The sequence below is a fragment of the Candidatus Pantoea rara genome (genome assembly GCF_051136265.1).
GTDB classification, from domain to species: Bacteria; Pseudomonadota; Gammaproteobacteria; order Enterobacterales; family Enterobacteriaceae; genus Pantoea; species Pantoea rara.
On sequence record NZ_CP194942.1, the window covers coordinates 280,818 to 297,740 of the forward strand.

Below are 16,923 nucleotides of genomic sequence, written 5' to 3' on the forward strand. Positions count from 1 at the left end.
TTTTAATTGATGGAAAATCAATTTATACCAATTATTACCCCACGTATTACCCACAGAACGACGCACAGCAACCGATGCAGGAAAAGCATGAGAATCGGCGATTATATCAGGGATGACCGGCTGATGGGCCAGAAGCGTGATAACAAATCGGGATTGCTGGGCGCGGTTCAGGGTGGCGAGTGAGGTTTGTGGTTTCCAGACGCGTAAATCTGCCTGGTGCGCCAGTCAGCATCCCGGGCATCAGACAAAAGCAGGCATCTTCCGTGCGGTGATCCGCGCGTTTCTTCCTCACCTCATCCTGGCTGCCATTGATTTTCACTACACTAAGCCGCATGTTACTTAGATTGCGTTGCGCGACCCGCTGCGCCCCATACATCTCTAAAGGACTGTGCTATGACCAATCCGCTACTGACATCTTTTACGCTACCGCCTTTTTCTGCCATTCAGCCTGAACATGTGGTGCCTGCCGTGACGGAAGTGCTGAGCCACTGTCGCGCTGAAGTTGAAAAAGTCGTTGCACAGGGCGCGCCCTATACCTGGGATAATCTGGTTCAGCCGCTGGCAGAAACCGACGATCGCCTGAGTCGTATTTTCTCACCGGTCAGCCATCTTAACGCGGTAAAAAATAGCCCGGAGCTGCGTGAAGCCTATGAGCAGACGCTGCCACTGCTCTCAGAATACAGCACCTGGGTCGGTCAGCATGAAGGCCTCTATCAGGCGTATCGCAACCTTAAAGAGGGTGATCAGTACGCGGCTCTGGATCTGGCGCAGAAGAAAGCGGTCGATAACGCCCTGCGTGATTTTGAACTCTCCGGTATTGGTCTGCCAAAAGATAAACAGCAGCGTTATGGCGAAATTGCCGCGCGCCTCTCTGAACTGGGTTCGGCTTACAGCAACAACGTGCTTGATGCCACCATGGGCTGGAGCAAGCTGATCACTGATGAAAGCGAGCTGGCGGGTATGCCGGAAAGCGCGATGGCGGCGGCGAAAGCACAGGCTGAAGCCAAAGAGCAGGAAGGCTGGTTGCTGACGCTGGATATCCCAAGCTATCTGCCGGTCATGACCTACTGCGACAACGCCGCGCTGCGTGAAGAGATGTATCGCGCCTATGCGACGCGCGCCTCCGATCAGGGTCCGAATGCCGGTAAATGGGATAACGGCCCTATCATGGCGGAAGAGCTGGCGCTGCGTCACGAGCTGGCACAGCTGCTGGGCTTTGACTCCTATGCGGATAAATCGCTGGCGACCAAAATGGCGCAAAGCCCGTCCCAGGTGATCGACTTCCTTAATGACCTGGCTAAACGCGCCCGTCCGCAGGGTGAAAAAGAGCTGGAGCAGCTGCGCGCCTTCACCCAAAAAGAGCATGGCGTCACTGAACTGAATCCGTGGGATCTCACCTATTACGGTGAAAAGCAGAAGCAGCATCTCTACACCATCAGCGATGAGCAACTGCGTCCTTACTTCCCGGAGGAGCGTGCGGTTGCCGGTCTGTTTGAAGTGGTCAAACGTATTTACGGTATCAGCGCGAAGCAGCGTACCGATGTTGAGGTTTACCATCCGGATGTGAAGTTCTTCGATCTGTTCGATGAAACCGGTGAACTGCGTGGCAGCTTCTATCTCGATCTTTACGCCCGCGAGCACAAACGTGGTGGGGCGTGGATGGATGACTGTGTGGGTCAGATGCGTAAAGCCGATGGCAGCCTGCAGAAGCCCGTTGCTTACCTGACCTGTAACTTTAACCGTCCGGTGAAAGGCAAACCTGCGCTGTTCACCCATGACGAAGTGATTACTCTGTTCCATGAGTTTGGTCATGGCCTGCACCATATGCTGACCCGCATCGAAGCGCCTGGCGTTTCCGGTATCAGCGGTGTGCCATGGGATGCGGTCGAACTGCCAAGCCAGTTCATGGAAAACTGGTGCTGGGAACCGGACGCGCTGGCGTTTATCTCGGGTCACTTTGAAACCGGCGAACCGCTGCCGAAAGCGTTGCTGGATAAAATGCTGGCGGCGAAGAACTACCAGGCCGCGCTGTTTATCCTGCGTCAGCTGGAGTTCGGCCTGTTCGATTTCCGTCTGCACACCGAGTTTAATCCGGAGAAAGGCGCGCAGATTCTGGAAACCCTGCGTGAAGTGAAAAGTCGCGTAGCGGTTGTCCCGAGTCCGGAATGGGGCCGTTTCCCGCACGCCTTCAGCCACATCTTTGCTGGCGGCTATGCGGCGGGTTACTACAGCTATCTGTGGGCAGACGTGCTGGCGGCGGATGCTTACTCCCGCTTCGAAGAAGAGGGCATCTTCAACCGTGAAACCGGTCAGTCCTTCCTGGATAACATCCTGACACGTGGCGGTTCTGAAGAGCCGATGGAGCTGTTCAAACGCTTCCGTGGCCGTGAGCCGCAGCTCGATGCGATGCTGGAACATTACGGCATTCAGGGATAAGTCGGTTCGTGAAAATCTGTTTACTCGATGAATCAGGCGCCGGAGACGGCGCCTTATCACTTTTAGCGCAGCGCTGGAAGCTGGAGCACGATGAAGCGTCGCTGCTGGCGCTGGTGCAGACCCCAACGCACCTTGAACTGCGCAAACGTGATGAGCCTAAGCTGGGCGGTATTTTTGTTGATTTCGTCACGGGTGCAATGGCACATCGCCGTCGCTTCGGGGGTGGACGCGGCGAAGCCGTCGCCAAAGCGGTGGGTATCAAAGGCGGTTACCTGCCGGACGTGGTCGACGCCACTGCCGGACTGGGACGTGATGCATTTGTGCTGGCGGCGCTCGGTTGCCGGGTGCGAATGCTGGAGCGCCATCCGGTGGTGGCTGCGCTGCTGGAAGATGGATTACAGCGCGGTTATCAGGATGCGGAAATTGGCCCATGGCTGCGCGATCGCCTGACGCTGATTCATGCGGCCAGCGCGCAGGCGCTGGGTGATATCACACCGCGGCCAGATGTGGTCTACCTCGATCCGATGTACCCGCATCGCCAGAAAAGTGCACTGGTGAAAAAGGAGATGCGGGTCTTTCAGTCGCTGGTGGGGCCGGATGAAGATGCGGATGCACTCCTGGAACCGGCCCGTCGGCTGGCAAAGAAACGCATCGTGGTAAAACGGCCAGACTATGCACCGCCACTGGCAGGTGTGGTAACGCAGGCGGCGGTCGTCACTAAAAGCCATCGCTTTGATATCTATCCCCCGCTCTGAACGTATAAAAAAAGCCGGCTTCAGGCCGGCTTTATTCATTTTGTTACGCGACTGATTTATGCCTCGTCTTCATCGCGCAGCGGCACAATCAGCATGTCGATGTGCACGGTGTTAATTAGCTGACGTGCTGAGGACATCAGCTTACTCCAGAAATCCTGATGATGACCACACACCACCAGGTCAACATCATATTTCCTTATCGCATCAACCAGAACCTGGCCGAGGTCGCCACTGCCGCTCAGCGTCTCACTGATCGGATAGCCTGCCGCATCTGACAACCCTTTCAGCGCCGCATGCGTCTCTTCAGATATGCGTTTCTGCATATCCCCTAAGTTGACATCAATCAGACCGGTGTAAAGGTCGGAGTAATTCACATCAACGTGAATCAGGGAAATTCTGGCATCGTACGGACGAGCCAGCGAGACGGCCTTATCCACCAGCAACTGGCTTTCGGGAGAAAGGTCTACTGCAATCAGGATGTGTTTATAAGCCATGATAAAACTCCTTTCACGAGATTAAGGATGGCATCCGGTGTTCCTGCCGCGTCACAGCTTAGCGAAATCCCTTGCGCGAGCGGGCGATGAGCGCCACCAAAGTGTCTACCTGCATTGCAGGTGATGATGTTGTTATGCCCTGAGTATAGCCTTCTCTCACTGTAAATGCTGCCGTTGCCGCCTGGCTTATGAATAAGATCAAGGCTATGCCGGTTTTACTCGCGCTGAACGAAAATCATCGTTGGAAAAAATGTAAAGAAATCTCCTACACTGAAAAAAGGCGGACCGGTTCACAGCCGCTCAGGGGGTCGAAAACTTTCGCAGTCCGGTGATTCAGTGGCTGGTTTTTTCTGCAGGCGGACTCGGTGTCTGACACGAGTTCTGTTTGCGATCCCAGCCGGGAGGGGGAGAATATGATCAGCACTATTGCGCTTTTTTGGGCTCTTTGTGTGGTGTGTATCGTGAATATGGCGCGCTATTTTTCGTCTCTTCGCGCGCTGCTGGCGGTATTACGGGGATGCGATCCGCTGCTGTATCAGTATGTCGATGGGGCAGGTTTTTTCACCTCTCACGGTCAGCCGAGCAAGCAGGTGCGCCTGGTCACCTATATCTGGGCAAAGCGCTATCTTGATCATCATGACGATGAGTTTATCCGGCGCTGCGAGCGGGTTCGGGGACAGTTTATTCTGACCAGTGCGCTGTGTGGATTGGTGGTCATTAGTCTGGTGGCGCTGGCAATCTGGCATTAAAAAAGGGCGACTTGCGTCGCCCTTTTGTCTGCTGGCATCACACCAGTTTTAAGGCAATCCAGTAGAGTGAACCTGACAGCAGAATACAAACCGGCAGGGTGAAAATCCACGCCATGGCGATGTTCTTGATGGTCCGGCTCTGCAATCCACCACCGTCGACCAGCATGGTACCGGCTACCGATGAGGAGAGGATATGCGTGGTGGAGACGGGCATGCCGGTATAGCTGGCAACGCCAATCGACAGCGCAGCTGTCACCTGTGCTGACATTCCCTGTGCATAGGTCATGCCTTTTTTACCAATCTTCTCACCAATGGTGGTGGCAACACGACGCCAGCCGATCATGGTACCGACGCCCAGCGCCAGTGCCACGGCCACAATAATCCAGATAGGCGCATACTCGATGGTGCCAAGCAGGTCGCTTTTCAGCTTATTGAGGAAGCGTTTGTCATCTGGCGAGGTCTCTTCCAGACGGGCCGCTTTGTCGGCAGTATCCGAGATACACAGCAGCAGACGACGCATCTGACCGCGCTGATCAACTGTCAGCTGATCGTAGCTCTGCAGATTATTCAGCAACACCTGAGCACGCTGTACCGCGTGCAATGCGCGCGCGCTGTCACAGTGGAACTCCTGCGAGCTGGTTGCGGGCACTTCTTCCGGCGTGGGCAGCTTAGGGGGTGCCATCTGGATGATGTGCGTCAGCGAGGCATTATGCTGCTGGTAATACTGCTCCAGGTGATTGACCGCATCGCGGGTGCGCGTGATGTCATAACCTGAGGCATTCATATTCACCACGAAACCGGCCGGTGCCACGCCAATCAGGACCAGCATGATCAGGCCAATACCTTTCTGACCGTCATTCGCACCATGCGAATAGCTCACACCAATTGCCGAAACAATCAGGGCGATACGGGTCCAGAACGGCGGCTTTTTCTTGCCATCGATCTTCTCGCGGTCAGCAGGCGTCATATGAATACGCGCACGCTTTTTGGTATTGCTCCAGTAGCGACGCAGAATAAAGATTAAGCCGCCCGCCATCGCCAGGCCGACAATCGGCGACAGGATCAGAGAAAGGAAGATGTTCAGGACTTTCGGAATGTTGAGCGCATCAACCACCGAGGTTCCGCTCATCAGGGCGTTGGTCAGACCGATACCGATAATGGCGCCGATCAACGTATGGGAGCTGGAGGCCGGCAGACCGAGATACCAGGTGCCGAGGTTCCAGATAATCGCCGCCAGCAGCATAGAAAACACCATGGCGAGACCGTGAGCCGATCCAACATTTAATAACAGATCGGTAGGAAGCATATGAACAATAGCGTAAGCGACACTCAATCCACCGAGCAGCACGCCAAGGAAGTTGAATACACCCGCCATCACCACAGCAAGCTGGGCACGCATGGCACGCGTATAGATGACCGTCGCAACTGCGTTGGCCGTGTCGTGGAAACCGTTGATCGCTTCGTAAAACAATACAAACAGCAGGGCAAGAACCAATAACAGACTCGTACTGAGGTCTAGACCAGCAAACAGATGTAGCATAACGTTACGCCATTTTTGGAGGACATGAACGCGGCGCATTATCCGCGACAACGTGCTGTATGGGAAAGGAAAATATAGTGCTAATTTAACCTTTCGCTGTAAGCCTTAAGGATAACCCAGCGAAAAAGGGTTAGATATTAGACAGATACAATATGACACATTTACGGCAATTTTTTGACGCTGGCGTCTCAGTGAGCAGATCACTACAATCTGCGCCTTTCCAGTAAAGTGAGTGAACCGCAGTGGAACAGTTTGACGTTATCATCATTGGTGCCGGAGCCGCAGGGCTGTTCTGTGCCGCTCAGGCCGGACAGCGGGGTCGCCGCGTGTTACTGCTGGATAACGGCAAAAAGCCGGGCCGTAAAATTCTGATGTCTGGCGGTGGCCGCTGCAACTTCACCAACCTCTATACCGAACCGGCGGCGTATCTGTCGCAAAATCCTCACTTCTGTAAATCGGCGCTGGCGCGTTATACCCAGTGGGATTTTATCGATCTGGTGAATCGCCACGGGATCGCCTGGCACGAGAAAACCCTGGGCCAGCTCTTCTGCGATGATTCCGCCCAGCAGATTGTCGATCTGCTGCTGGCCGAATGTGACAAAGGCAATGTCACCCTGCGGTTGCGCAGTGAAGTGCTCAGCGTGGTACGCGATGACAGCGGATATACCCTGCAACTCAACGGCAGCACGGTTCAGGCGGAAAAGCTGGTTATCGCCAGCGGCGGTCTGTCGATGCCTGGCCTGGGTGCCACGCCGTTTGGCTATAAAATAGCGGAGCAGTTCGGGCTAAGCGTCTTTCCGACGCGGGCGGCGCTGGTGCCTTTCACCCTGCACAAGCCGCTGCTGGAGCAGTTGCAGACCCTGTCAGGCGTCGCGCTGGAGACTACGATTGACGCGCAGGATGGCACCCGCTTCAAAGAGGCGATGCTCTTTACCCACCGGGGTCTCTCCGGTCCGGCGGTATTGCAGATTTCCAGCTACTGGCTGCCCGGTGAGTTCGTCACCATCGATCTCTCACCCGCCACGCCACTTGAAGCCTTTCTGACGGCGCAGCGTGAAGCACATCCGAATCTGAGCCTGAAAAACAGCCTGGCGAAAATCCTGCCGAAGCGTCTGGTGGAAGTCCTGCAGGCGCTGAAGGTGGTGCCGGATATCACCCTGAAGCAGCTCAACAGCAAACAGCAAACCGAGCTGGCGCTGTCACTGCACGCCTGGCGCATTCAGCCAAACGGTACCGAGGGATATCGTACTGCGGAAGTGACGATGGGCGGCGTGGATACGACGCAGCTCTCCTCAAAAACCATGGAGGCGCGCGCGGTACCGGGGCTTTACTTTATTGGTGAAGTGGCCGATGTCACCGGCTGGCTGGGTGGATATAACTTCCAGTGGGCCTGGAGTTCTGCCTGGGCTTGCGCCCAGGCGTTGTAACGCGCGTTTACCAGCGCTGATGCACGTGAGGCGCGATCTTCTCCTGATAGATCTGTTTCAGCGCCGTCATCGTTTCCGCAGAGAGCGCATCGACGTCGCTGGCACGGGCATTGGCTTCAGCCTGCTCGCGGTTTTTCGCGCCAGGAATCACCACGCTGACATCCTCGTTCATCAGGATCCAGCGCAGCGCAAACATCGCCATAGTCGTGTCGCCAGTAACAAAGCGGCGAATCTCCTCAACGGCCTCCAGTGCCACCTCATAAGGTACGCCGGAAAAGGTCTCACCTTTATCAAACGCTTCGCCATTACGGTTAAAGGCACGGTGGTCGTCAGCGGCAAAGACGCTGTCGGCGCGCATTTTGCCGGTCAGCAGGCCCGACGCCAGCGGCACACGGGCGATGATGGCCACATCACGGCGTTTCGCCTCACGCAGCAGCAGTTCAGCCGGACGCTGGCGGAAAATGTTATAGATGAGCTGAATTGACGAGACGTTTGGAAACTCCAGCGCCTTCAGGCCTTCCTCAACTTTTTCTACGGAAACACCGTAGTGACGGATTTTTCCGGCCGCGACCATCTCATCCATCACCGCAAAGACGTCCGGATTGTAGTAAACCTCGGTCGGTGGGCAATGCAGCTGCACCAGATCCAGCGTGTCAGTCTGCAGATTTTCCCGTGAGCGATCGATAAACGCGTTGAGGTTTTCGGCGGTGTAGCCCTCGGCCACGTGCGGTGAAAGGCGACGCCCCAGCTTGGTAGCCACAAACGGGCGCTCACCGCCGCGCTCATTCAGCACCTCTGCAATGATTTTTTCGGAGCGTCCATCGCCATAGACATCGGCGGTATCAATAAAGGTGATGCCCGCATCCAGCGCGGCGTTTAGCGCGGCTTTGGCATCCTCCATGCTCACTTCCCCCCAGGTTCCGCCAATAGCCCATGCGCCAAAGCCAATTTCGGAGACGCGCTGGCCGGTACGGCCCAGTGTTCTTAGTTTCATGCAAACATTCCTCGATGCGTTTCAGACAGGGTGACAGAAAGCGGTTAACCATTGAGCTTAGCGCGTCCTGACGGAGAGGGGATTTAACGTTATTGCCGATCAGCCCGGTAAAAATGCGATTCTGCTGCAGCAGGCCGCTGGTTACGTTGAAGATTTCAGTGAAAAATGGCATGAGCAGGGTGGCTGTCGCTTCGCTAATTTCTTGATTTTAAGAAATTTCACCCGAAATTAAACAGGCAAGAGTGTGGATTCAGTCACATACTTCAATTTTCAGGCCAACAAGTGGATCGCTATGTTTAAAATTATTAAGTCGGTCTTTGCCAGTCCCGATAAGTTTCTGCAGATCATGACCCGTCAGGATATCAACGATTCAATCGCTGAAGGTGAGCGCATCATTATTGATGAGAACGGCAATATCTCGGTCAACACGCTGAGCGAGGAAGTCCACGAAGATTTTGCCCGTCATGTGAATACATTAAAGGGAGTGTGAGGTGGGTACCGCAATATTCATGGTGTTAATGGTCAGTGGTTACTGGTACACCAGCCGCGATTTAAACAGCCGCTTTAAAATCCGTCGCTCGTCGGGTTGGGATGTCTACTTCCTGGTCGCGCTCTACGGCTGTATTTTTGTTCTTCAGGGTGTCTTCGCCACCGGCATCATCTGGTTACTGTTGCTCTGTATTTCCGGCATTGCCAACGCCGTTCAGATGATCCCCGGCGTGCATCTGAAGTGGCAGGTAGAGTTTATGAACTGGAGCTTCCTGGGTATCCAGGCACCGGTCGTAATCATGCTCGCCTTTTCCATCCTGCTCTGCCTTTATCGCTCAAACTGGGCAGGCAGTGCACGGCTGAACGTTTCAGGTCGTAAAGACCTTTATCAGCAACTTTCACGCTCCAATGGTGTGGAACAACTGCTGTTTCAGTGCATGGAAGAGGGTGAACTGGCATGGATTACCATGAAGTCGCGTCGCATTTACATCGGCATGATTCATGCCTCGACGTTTGAATATGAGAGCACCAAAAACATTGTACTGATCCCGATGCTGAGCGGATACCGCGATAGCAAGACACTGAAGCTGGCGGTGGAACACAACTACAGCAAGTGGTACGCGGAGCATGACATCACGCTCGATTCGAAACCCAAAGATGCAATGTCGTTCCGCAAAGTGATCATGGTTGAGCAGATTGAAAGTCTGTCACTGTTTGATCCCGCCAGTGCTGCCGCACTTTCAATGGGACATCCGCAGGAAGTGGAGAAGAGTCAGGGTAACGATGACGCGGACAGCCCGGATGATAAAAGCCGGGATGCTGCGGGTTAAAAGCTCGATCGGTTTCCCCTGATGATGTGACATCGTCAGGGGAAACCGATCCCCCTCACGCCATATTTTCCGCCGTAAAGAGCCGAAACGCGACTTTACCCGCCTGATAGACATCCGGTTGATAGCCGGTTTCCAGATGACTCAGCATCAGATCAATCGCTAACCGGGCATGCTGTTGAGCATGCTGATCCAGGGTATATGCCACTTCATCGTTCAGCAGCAGCTGGCGGGTCACCTCATAAAGCTCGTGCGTGATGTAGGTGCATTTACCCAGCAGCTGATGAGCGCGCAGGGTATCGCTGACATCGGTATTGCCCATGCCAGTGTTGTAGACGCCCGCAATCGCCTGCGATGGTTTCAGGTTGCGGGCCAGCACGCTGCGGATAGTTTCCCGCTGATCCTGACCCGATAGCACCTCACGCAGATGACGCTGCGGCGCACGCTGTTCCATCGACTCCCTGAAACCGGCGATACGCTGGCGATGGGCGCGATAATCAAAGCGGCCGCTGACCATCAGAATGTCACCGGGCTGGCTCACTGTTTTACTCATCAGTAATCCTGCCGTACGGCCCGCCTGATACTGGTCGATGCCGACATGACACAGGCGGTCAGCATCGGGCAGATCGGTGACGATGGTGATCACCGGCACATTGCGGCTGCGGCACAGCGCAAGAGCGCGATAGATGGGCGGCGAATCGTGCGCAAATACAATGATGCCGTCGCGGGTACTGCTGCGGGCGATAATGCTTTGCGCCAGCTGCTCAGGCTGCGCTTCAGCCACCAGGGTTTTGTGCAACTTCAATCGGCGATAGCCAAGCTGACTGGCGACCTCGCTGAAATGGGTAGTGAGCTGCTGAAAAAAGGATGAGCCGTTATTACTGAGGAACACCTCGATTTGCCACGGATGCTGGTACTCTTCTGGCAGCAGACGCTTGAGTCCCACTTCGCGCGCAGCTTTCAGGACCTTGCGGCTGGTCTCCAGCGACACGCCGCCACGCTCATTCAGCACCCGATCGACCGTCGCGATCCCGACGCCCGCCATTTTTGCCACCACCTCTAAGGTGAGCTTTTTCATTCAGACTCCACGGGAAAAATGGCGACTAGCTGCTGCCTGCCAGACTGTTTATCTCTTCTAACCGGTTAAAAGTAAAAGATAAAGCGATTTAATGATGGAAACCCATCATCGGCGCTGTGCCGCAAGGTTTTTACCGGCAGTGCGGTCGTCAGGCTAAAAAGCACAGCGAGCCGCTGTCCTGGCGGAATACCCGTTAAGCTTGTAATGGGACAATTAACGAGGAATGAATATGGCTCAGCAAAAAGAGGTTCTGATTATTGGCGCTTCACGCGGTATCGGGCTGGCGGTAGCACAGGCGTTTGCTGGTGAGGGCTGGCAGGTCACGGCGACGCATCGCAGTGGCATTCCGGAGCAGGGCAACAAGCCAGACATTCACTGGCATGCACTGGATATGACGCACTCATCGGCGGTTCAGCAGCTTGCCAGCCAGCTCAGTGGCAGGACGTTCGATGCGATTCTGATCAACGCCGGGATTTCCGGGCCTTCACACCAGAAGGTGTCGCAGAGTGACGATCAGGATCTGGCACAGCTTTTCCTGACCAATGCGATAGCACCGGTTCGCAGTGCAGAGATTCTACTGCCGCTGTTGAAACCGGAAGGCGTGCTGGCGCTGACCTCCTCTCAGCTCGGCAGCCTGAATGAAAACCCGCAGGCGCAGATGCCGATTTATTCGGCCAGCAAAGCCGCCCTGAATATGCTGAGCCGCACACTGACCCCGGCAGTTGACGCGCAGAGCGGGACGCTGCTAACGCTGCACCCCGGCTGGGTGAAAACGGATATGGGCGGTGAAAGCGCGCCCCTGACGGCTGAAGAGAGCGCGGCCGGTATCGTCCAGCAACTGACCCAGTGGCGCGGACGTGGGGGTCATCACTACGTTGATTACGCCGGCCAGCAGCTGCAATGGTAAGTTGATACGGGGCGGTTACGCCCCGATGTCACGTAGTGCTTTGCCCTTCATCAGGTTTCGTTCAATGTGCTCCAGCGTCACATGTTTGGTCTCGGGTACCAGCATCAGCGTCAGCACGATAAACACCAGATTGAGCGCGCCGTAGAACCAGAAAGTGTTGGCATTTCCCAGCTGATCCAGCATCGTCAGGAAAGTCGCACCCACAATCATATTACCGACCCAGTTAGTGGTGGTGGAGGCGGTAATGCCGAAGTCACGTCCTTTCAGCGGCTGGATCTCTGAACAGAGCAGCCAGATCACCGGTCCGGCCGCCATCGCGAAACCGACGATAAACATCAGCAGCATGGCGACAGCAAAGTATTTACGGAAATCGGTTTCGACGCCCATGTGCAGCAGCGTTCCCAGCACGCCCATTCCCACCGCCATCACCAGAAAACTGGTGGTGAGCATCGGCTTACGACCCCAGCGATCGACAAAGAAAATCGCAATCAGTGTGGCCAGCATGTTGACCAGCCCGACAATCACCGTGCCCCACATCTGCTCACTGGTGCTGGAGAAGCCAGCGATGTTGAAGATTTTAGGTGCGTAATACATCACCACATTCATACCGGTAAACTGCTGCATCACCTGTAGCAGCATGCCGAGCCACACCGCGCGGCGGAAATTACCATTAGAACGGAACAGCGACCAGCCACGTTGCTTCACCTGCAGGCTCTCACGAATCTCTTCCAGCTCCTCCCGGGCCTGCTCGCTGCTGTTACGCAGCCGATCCAGCACCCGCTGCGCCTCGTTAAAGCGTCCGTGCGCCGCCAGCCAGCGCGGGCTGTTGGGCAGAAACAGCACGCCGATAAACAGGATCACTGCCGGAATGGCGATAACGCCCAGCATCCCGCGCCAGTTGCCGCTGTAGCTGAACGCGGTGTCGGAGAGATAAGCCACCACGATGCCGGTGGTCAGCATCAGTTGATACATCGAAATCATTGAGCCACGAATGCGTTCCGGCGCAATCTCCGCCAGATAGAGAGGCGCGGTGTAAGAGGCAATCCCTACCGCCAGACCCAGCATCACGCGGGCACAGACCAGCGACTCCACATCGGGTGAAAAGGCTGACCACAGCGAGCCAATCACAAACAGCGTCGCGCCTGCCAGCATGCTTTTCTTGCGCCCCAGCTTTGATGACATCCAGCCCGCCGCCAGCGCGCCCAGCGCCGCACCAAACATCATCGAACTTACGACCCATTCCTGCTGATGGTTAGTGATCTGCAAATCCTTCGCCAGAAACGGCAAGGCTCCGGCAATGACGCCGATATCCAGACCAAACAGCAGACCGGAGAGTGCCGCCATAAAACAGACGAACCAGGTAAAGCGATTCTGTTGATTTCCCGATTTTTTTGCCGCAACCATGCCGGTCTCCTTACGGTGATGTCATGTCAATATTGTTAATGTTATGTAAACATAGTCGATACCAGTGTGGCACCGATCACACTTCCGGCCATGGCTGAGGTTGCACTGGATTTTACGTGACAATAAAGCACTGAAGATCAACCGCGTGGCACCGGGAGTCGAAGACTGCAGCAGAGGCATGAATATGCAAAGCAGAGGATTCGGTTCAGATTTTGCAACTGTCCGCCTGCGGCATTACACTGCCGCTTTTCTGCCATTGATTGAAGGTGCTTATGTCTGAACCTTTCCAGCGTCAGCCGCTGCCTTTGCCGGGCGGCCATAAAAAAGTGCTGCTGCACTCCTGTTGCGCACCCTGTTCGGGTGAAGTAATGGAAGCGATGCTGGCATCCGGTATTGAATATACAATCTATTTCTACAACCCGAATATTCATCCGCTCAAGGAGTATGAGCTGCGCAAAGAGGAGAATATTCGCTTTGCAGAAAAATTTGGTGTGCCTTTTGTTGATGCGGATTACGACCGGGATAACTGGTTTGAACGGGCGCGTGGGCTGGAGTGGTCACCGGAACGGGGTGAACGCTGCACCATGTGTTTTGATATGCGTTTTGAGCGCACGGCACTCTACGCCCACGAGAACGGCTTTCCGGTCATGACCAGTTGCCTGGGTATTTCACGCTGGAAAGATATGAAGCAGATTAACGACTGTGGTGTCCGTGCAGCGGCAGCGTATCCGGATCTGATGTACTGGGATTTTAACTGGCGTAAAGGCGGCGGATCGTCGCGCATGATTGAAATCAGTAAACGTGAGAGTTTCTATCAACAGGAATATTGTGGCTGCGTTTATTCACTGCGCGACACCAATCGTCATCGCGTCACCCAGGGACGTGAGCGTATTCAGATTGGCGTACAATATTATCAGCCGGATGAATCCTGATTAGCGTAAAGTGCAGAAGCGTCTGCCTGCGCATATCCGCGCACTAAGGGCGTAACAGATCGGACTGTTACGCCACAGCTCTGCTTCAGGCTTCCAGGCCGCACGTAACTGCACCGCGCACAGGGATCATCAGTGTCACTCATCTGCTGCTTCGCCTCGTCGTTCATCAGACGTTTACGGCAGGCGCTCGGCGTACAGCCCATAATCTGCTTAAACGAGCGGGTAAAAGATTGCTGGCTTTCAAAATGGTATTTCAGCGCCAGGCTGATAATGGGCGTGCGGCTGTTTTTTAAATCGTTTATACAGGCATTGAGCTTTTTCTTACGAATATAACGCGCCAGCGTTTCATTATGATAACGGGCAAAGAGCTTCTGTAAGTACCACTTAGAGTAGCCGGCCTTTTCTGCAATATCATCAACACTTAAGCGCTGATCCAGATTATGATTAATCCACTCAGTGATTGAGATAATCACACTCTCGTTATATTTATTTTCGTTCATAGATACCCCGCTATTTAATTCAGGAATTCTAATTAATTTATCTTAATGTGCTTATTCTTTGCGTAAAGTTTTTTCAGTATTTGAATCGTTATCTCTGATGATATTCATTTGAAGGATAGTTATTAATAAATAAGATGAATTGTGATTAATCTGTTTGTAATTATAGGTGAATGGATAATTCATTCAGCCAGAGAATAATTAAAACGAAGCATTATTCTGCTGTCAGTCTCCGGCTTAACCCTGTCAGCGCCCGTGTAATCAACGCGATAGCACAGCCCATCAATAGATTTTTGGCTGTGACATGCCAGGCTTATGAGTCACCTTTAACCTGGAGAATCCCCGGATGAGCCCGACATACGCGCTGAAAAAACCGCTTGCCGCCTTGCTCACCTCGCTGGCTTTATTTGCTCATGCCCCCGCTAGCGCCACGCCTGTCTATGGCGAGCAGCTTGAAGGATTTAAATACCCTTATCCTTTGCAGCATTTTGATTTTCAGTCCCAGCAGCAGCCGCTGAGTATGGGCTATATGGATGTGAAACCGACGCAACGGGCTAATGGCAAAACCGTGGTGCTGATGCACGGTAAAAACTTCTGTGGCGCGACCTGGGAAGAGACTATTCGCGCACTGAGCCAGCAGGGATATCGCGTTATCGCGCCCGATCAGATTGGCTTCTGCAGCTCGACCAAGCCCGCCAGTTATCAATACACCTTTCAGCAGCTGGCGGAGAACACCCATCAGCTACTTGCCCGGCTGGGTGTAGATAAGGCGGTAATTGTGGGTCACTCTACTGGCGGGATGCTGGCAACGCGTTATGCGCTGATGTATCCGGAACAGACGCAGAAGCTGGTGCTGGTTAACCCGATTGGGCTGGAGGACTGGAAAGCCAAAGGCGCGCCATGGCGCTCGGTGGATCAGTGGTATCAGCGCGAACTCAAACTCAGCGCAGAGGGCATTAAGAAGTATGAGCAGAAGACTTACTATGTCGGGCGCTGGAAACCGGAATATGATCAGTGGGTCGATATGCTGGCCGGACTCAACAGTGGGCCGGGTCATCAGAAGGTGGCATGGAACTCGGCCTTAATCTACGACATGATTTTCACGCAGCCGGTATTTTATGAATTCGGCGATCTGAACGTCCCGACGACTCTGATGATCGGCACCTCAGACACCACGGCCATCGGCAGTGATATCGCCTCTGCGGAGGTGAAAGCCCGGCTGGGTGATTACGCGGTGCTGGGGAAAGAGGTGGCAAAACGCATTCCGGGCGCGCGCTTAATTGAATTTCCCGGTATGGGACATGCGCCGCAAATGGAAGAACCGGCAACGTTTAATCAGACGCTGCTCGACGATCTGGCCCGGCCCTGAACCGTCAGGCGCTGCGGCGCCTGATCTTACACCGCGATGCGTTTCTGCTTTTTTCTGAGGTACATCTGCTCATCGCTGTCGTGCAGCAACTGCTCCAGCGACTGCGGGTTTTCCGCGTCAAACTCCACCACGCCGGAAGAGAATTGCAGGCGGTAACGACGGTTCAGGCTGATCGACTGCTGTTGCAGATAATGGTCGAACTGCATGAGTAGCGTTTCACTCTGCTGCTGCTGCAGGCCATTAAACAGCACAACAAATTCATCGCCGCCCAGACGGGCAAACAAATCGGAATGCTTGAACACCACTTTCATCGCATCAGAGAAGTCCATCAGCGCGCGGTCGCCTTCGCGATGGCCCAGCGTGTCATTAATCTGCTTAAATTTGTCGAGATCGAGGAAGGTCAGGCTGGCGGGACGGTTTTTCATCCGGCACTCATTCAGCACCATCTGACCCAGCGTCATAAAGCCGCGGCGATTGGTAATCTGCGTCAGTTCATCACAGGTGGCGGTCTGAAAGGCCACCAGTTCCGCTTCCGCCATGGCGGCCAGGTCGCGCATCGTGGCCTGGTCCTCTTCATTAAATTGACGTGGCTCACGACCAATAATACAGAGCGTACCCATTTTAGCGCCGCCTGGTGCTCGCAGCGGACAGCCCGCATAAAAGCGAATGTGCGGATCGCCTGTCACCAGCGGATTATCATGAAAGCGTTCATCTTTTAATGCATCTTCAACAATCATGATCTCATCCTGCAGGATGGCATGGGCGCAGAAAGAGATGTTCCGGGGCGATCCTGTGGGTTCATAGCCCTGAGCGGATTTAAACCACTGATGATCGGCTTCCAGCAGGCTGACTAGCGCGATAGGAACGTCATACAGGCGCCGTGCCAGCCGGGTTAAACGATCAAAACGTTCTTCCGCTGGGGTGTTCATGATGTTCAGCTTACGCAACTGCGATAAACGTTGTGCCTCATCGGCGGGGATTTCAGGTGCTTTCATCACAGAGCCCTTTGTTTTCTAGCTGAAGCC

General features: G+C 54.4%; 16 protein-coding genes. 9 read left to right on the forward strand and 7 right to left on the reverse strand.

Going from position 1 to position 16,923, the window contains the following annotated elements; genetic code table 11:
• Positions 1 to 393: 393 nt before the first annotated feature.
• Complete coding sequence (gene prlC, locus ACR8BF_RS01300; RefSeq protein ID WP_434745464.1) at positions 394 to 2,436, forward strand: oligopeptidase A; 2,043 nt, start codon at positions 394 to 396, stop codon at positions 2,434 to 2,436.
• A gap of 8 nt (positions 2,437 to 2,444) precedes the next feature.
• A complete protein-coding gene (gene rsmJ / locus ACR8BF_RS01305; RefSeq protein ID WP_179898756.1) occupies positions 2,445 to 3,191 on the forward strand; it encodes a 16S rRNA (guanine(1516)-N(2))-methyltransferase RsmJ in 747 nt (248 codons plus the stop codon).
• 56 nt (positions 3,192 to 3,247) lie between these two features.
• Here the strand turns inward: rsmJ and uspA are convergent, their stop codons facing one another.
• Positions 3,248 to 3,685: a universal stress protein UspA gene (uspA, locus tag ACR8BF_RS01310; RefSeq protein WP_010253396.1), complete on the reverse strand. Its 438-nt coding sequence runs from the start codon at positions 3,683 to 3,685 to the stop codon at positions 3,248 to 3,250.
• A 413-nt stretch (positions 3,686 to 4,098) separates the two neighbouring features.
• Between uspA and uspB the strand changes: the two genes are divergently transcribed.
• Positions 4,099 to 4,434, forward strand: a complete 336-nt coding sequence (uspB, locus tag ACR8BF_RS01315) for a universal stress protein UspB (protein ID WP_136196226.1) — start codon at positions 4,099 to 4,101, stop codon at positions 4,432 to 4,434.
• 37 nt (positions 4,435 to 4,471) lie between these two features.
• Here the strand turns inward: uspB and pitA are convergent, their stop codons facing one another.
• Positions 4,472 to 5,974: an inorganic phosphate transporter PitA gene (gene pitA / locus ACR8BF_RS01320; RefSeq protein WP_313701052.1), complete on the reverse strand. Its 1,503-nt coding sequence runs from the start codon at positions 5,972 to 5,974 to the stop codon at positions 4,472 to 4,474.
• Between the two features lie 242 nt (positions 5,975 to 6,216).
• On the opposite strand from pitA, the gene ACR8BF_RS01325 reads away from it, so the two are divergent.
• A complete protein-coding gene (locus tag ACR8BF_RS01325) occupies positions 6,217 to 7,401 on the forward strand; it encodes an NAD(P)/FAD-dependent oxidoreductase (RefSeq protein ID WP_314985365.1) in 1,185 nt (394 codons plus the stop codon).
• Between the two features lie 7 nt (positions 7,402 to 7,408).
• Here the strand turns inward: ACR8BF_RS01325 and ACR8BF_RS01330 are convergent, their stop codons facing one another.
• The gene (locus ACR8BF_RS01330; RefSeq protein ID WP_434745465.1) at positions 7,409 to 8,395 is read right to left on the reverse strand and encodes an aldo/keto reductase; all 987 of its coding nucleotides are present in this window, start codon (positions 8,393 to 8,395) and stop codon (positions 7,409 to 7,411) included.
• Positions 8,396 to 8,687: 292 nt separating this feature from the next.
• Between ACR8BF_RS01330 and ACR8BF_RS01335 the strand changes: the two genes are divergently transcribed.
• Both ACR8BF_RS01335 and ACR8BF_RS01340 read left to right on the forward strand, forming a co-directional pair.
• Positions 8,688 to 8,885, forward strand: a complete 198-nt coding sequence (locus ACR8BF_RS01335; protein WP_179898761.1) for a hypothetical protein — start codon at positions 8,688 to 8,690, stop codon at positions 8,883 to 8,885.
• 1 nt (position 8,886) lies between these two features.
• Positions 8,887 to 9,714, forward strand: a complete 828-nt coding sequence (locus ACR8BF_RS01340) for a hypothetical protein (RefSeq protein WP_179898762.1) — start codon at positions 8,887 to 8,889, stop codon at positions 9,712 to 9,714.
• A gap of 55 nt (positions 9,715 to 9,769) precedes the next feature.
• Here ACR8BF_RS01340 and ACR8BF_RS01345 read toward each other — a convergent pair whose 3' ends face one another.
• The gene (locus ACR8BF_RS01345) at positions 9,770 to 10,789 is read right to left on the reverse strand and encodes a LacI family DNA-binding transcriptional regulator (RefSeq protein WP_292987040.1); all 1,020 of its coding nucleotides are present in this window, start codon (positions 10,787 to 10,789) and stop codon (positions 9,770 to 9,772) included.
• 229 nt (positions 10,790 to 11,018) lie between these two features.
• Between ACR8BF_RS01345 and ACR8BF_RS01350 the strand changes: the two genes are divergently transcribed.
• On the forward strand, positions 11,019 to 11,696 hold the full coding sequence (locus ACR8BF_RS01350) for an SDR family oxidoreductase (RefSeq protein ID WP_179898764.1): 678 nt from the start codon (positions 11,019 to 11,021) through the stop codon (positions 11,694 to 11,696).
• Between the two features lie 15 nt (positions 11,697 to 11,711).
• Here ACR8BF_RS01350 and ACR8BF_RS01355 read toward each other — a convergent pair whose 3' ends face one another.
• A complete protein-coding gene (locus tag ACR8BF_RS01355) occupies positions 11,712 to 13,100 on the reverse strand; it encodes a sugar porter family MFS transporter (RefSeq protein WP_179898765.1) in 1,389 nt (462 codons plus the stop codon).
• Positions 13,101 to 13,372: 272 nt separating this feature from the next.
• Between ACR8BF_RS01355 and ACR8BF_RS01360 the strand changes: the two genes are divergently transcribed.
• On the forward strand, positions 13,373 to 14,032 hold the full coding sequence (locus tag ACR8BF_RS01360; protein ID WP_179898766.1) for an epoxyqueuosine reductase QueH: 660 nt from the start codon (positions 13,373 to 13,375) through the stop codon (positions 14,030 to 14,032).
• Here ACR8BF_RS01360 and ACR8BF_RS01365 read toward each other — a convergent pair.
• A complete protein-coding gene (locus ACR8BF_RS01365; RefSeq protein WP_179898767.1) occupies positions 14,014 to 14,532 on the reverse strand; it encodes a helix-turn-helix domain-containing protein in 519 nt (172 codons plus the stop codon). The two genes, ACR8BF_RS01360 and ACR8BF_RS01365, sit on opposite strands and share 19 nt — an antisense overlap.
• Before the next feature lie 343 nt (positions 14,533 to 14,875).
• Between ACR8BF_RS01365 and ACR8BF_RS01370 the strand changes: the two genes are divergently transcribed.
• A complete protein-coding gene (locus tag ACR8BF_RS01370; RefSeq protein ID WP_179898768.1) occupies positions 14,876 to 15,898 on the forward strand; it encodes an alpha/beta fold hydrolase in 1,023 nt (340 codons plus the stop codon).
• A 26-nt stretch (positions 15,899 to 15,924) separates the two neighbouring features.
• Here the strand turns inward: ACR8BF_RS01370 and ACR8BF_RS01375 are convergent, their stop codons facing one another.
• Complete coding sequence (locus ACR8BF_RS01375) at positions 15,925 to 16,893, reverse strand: sensor domain-containing diguanylate cyclase (protein ID WP_292987031.1); 969 nt, start codon at positions 16,891 to 16,893, stop codon at positions 15,925 to 15,927.
• Positions 16,894 to 16,923 lie beyond the last annotated feature (30 nt).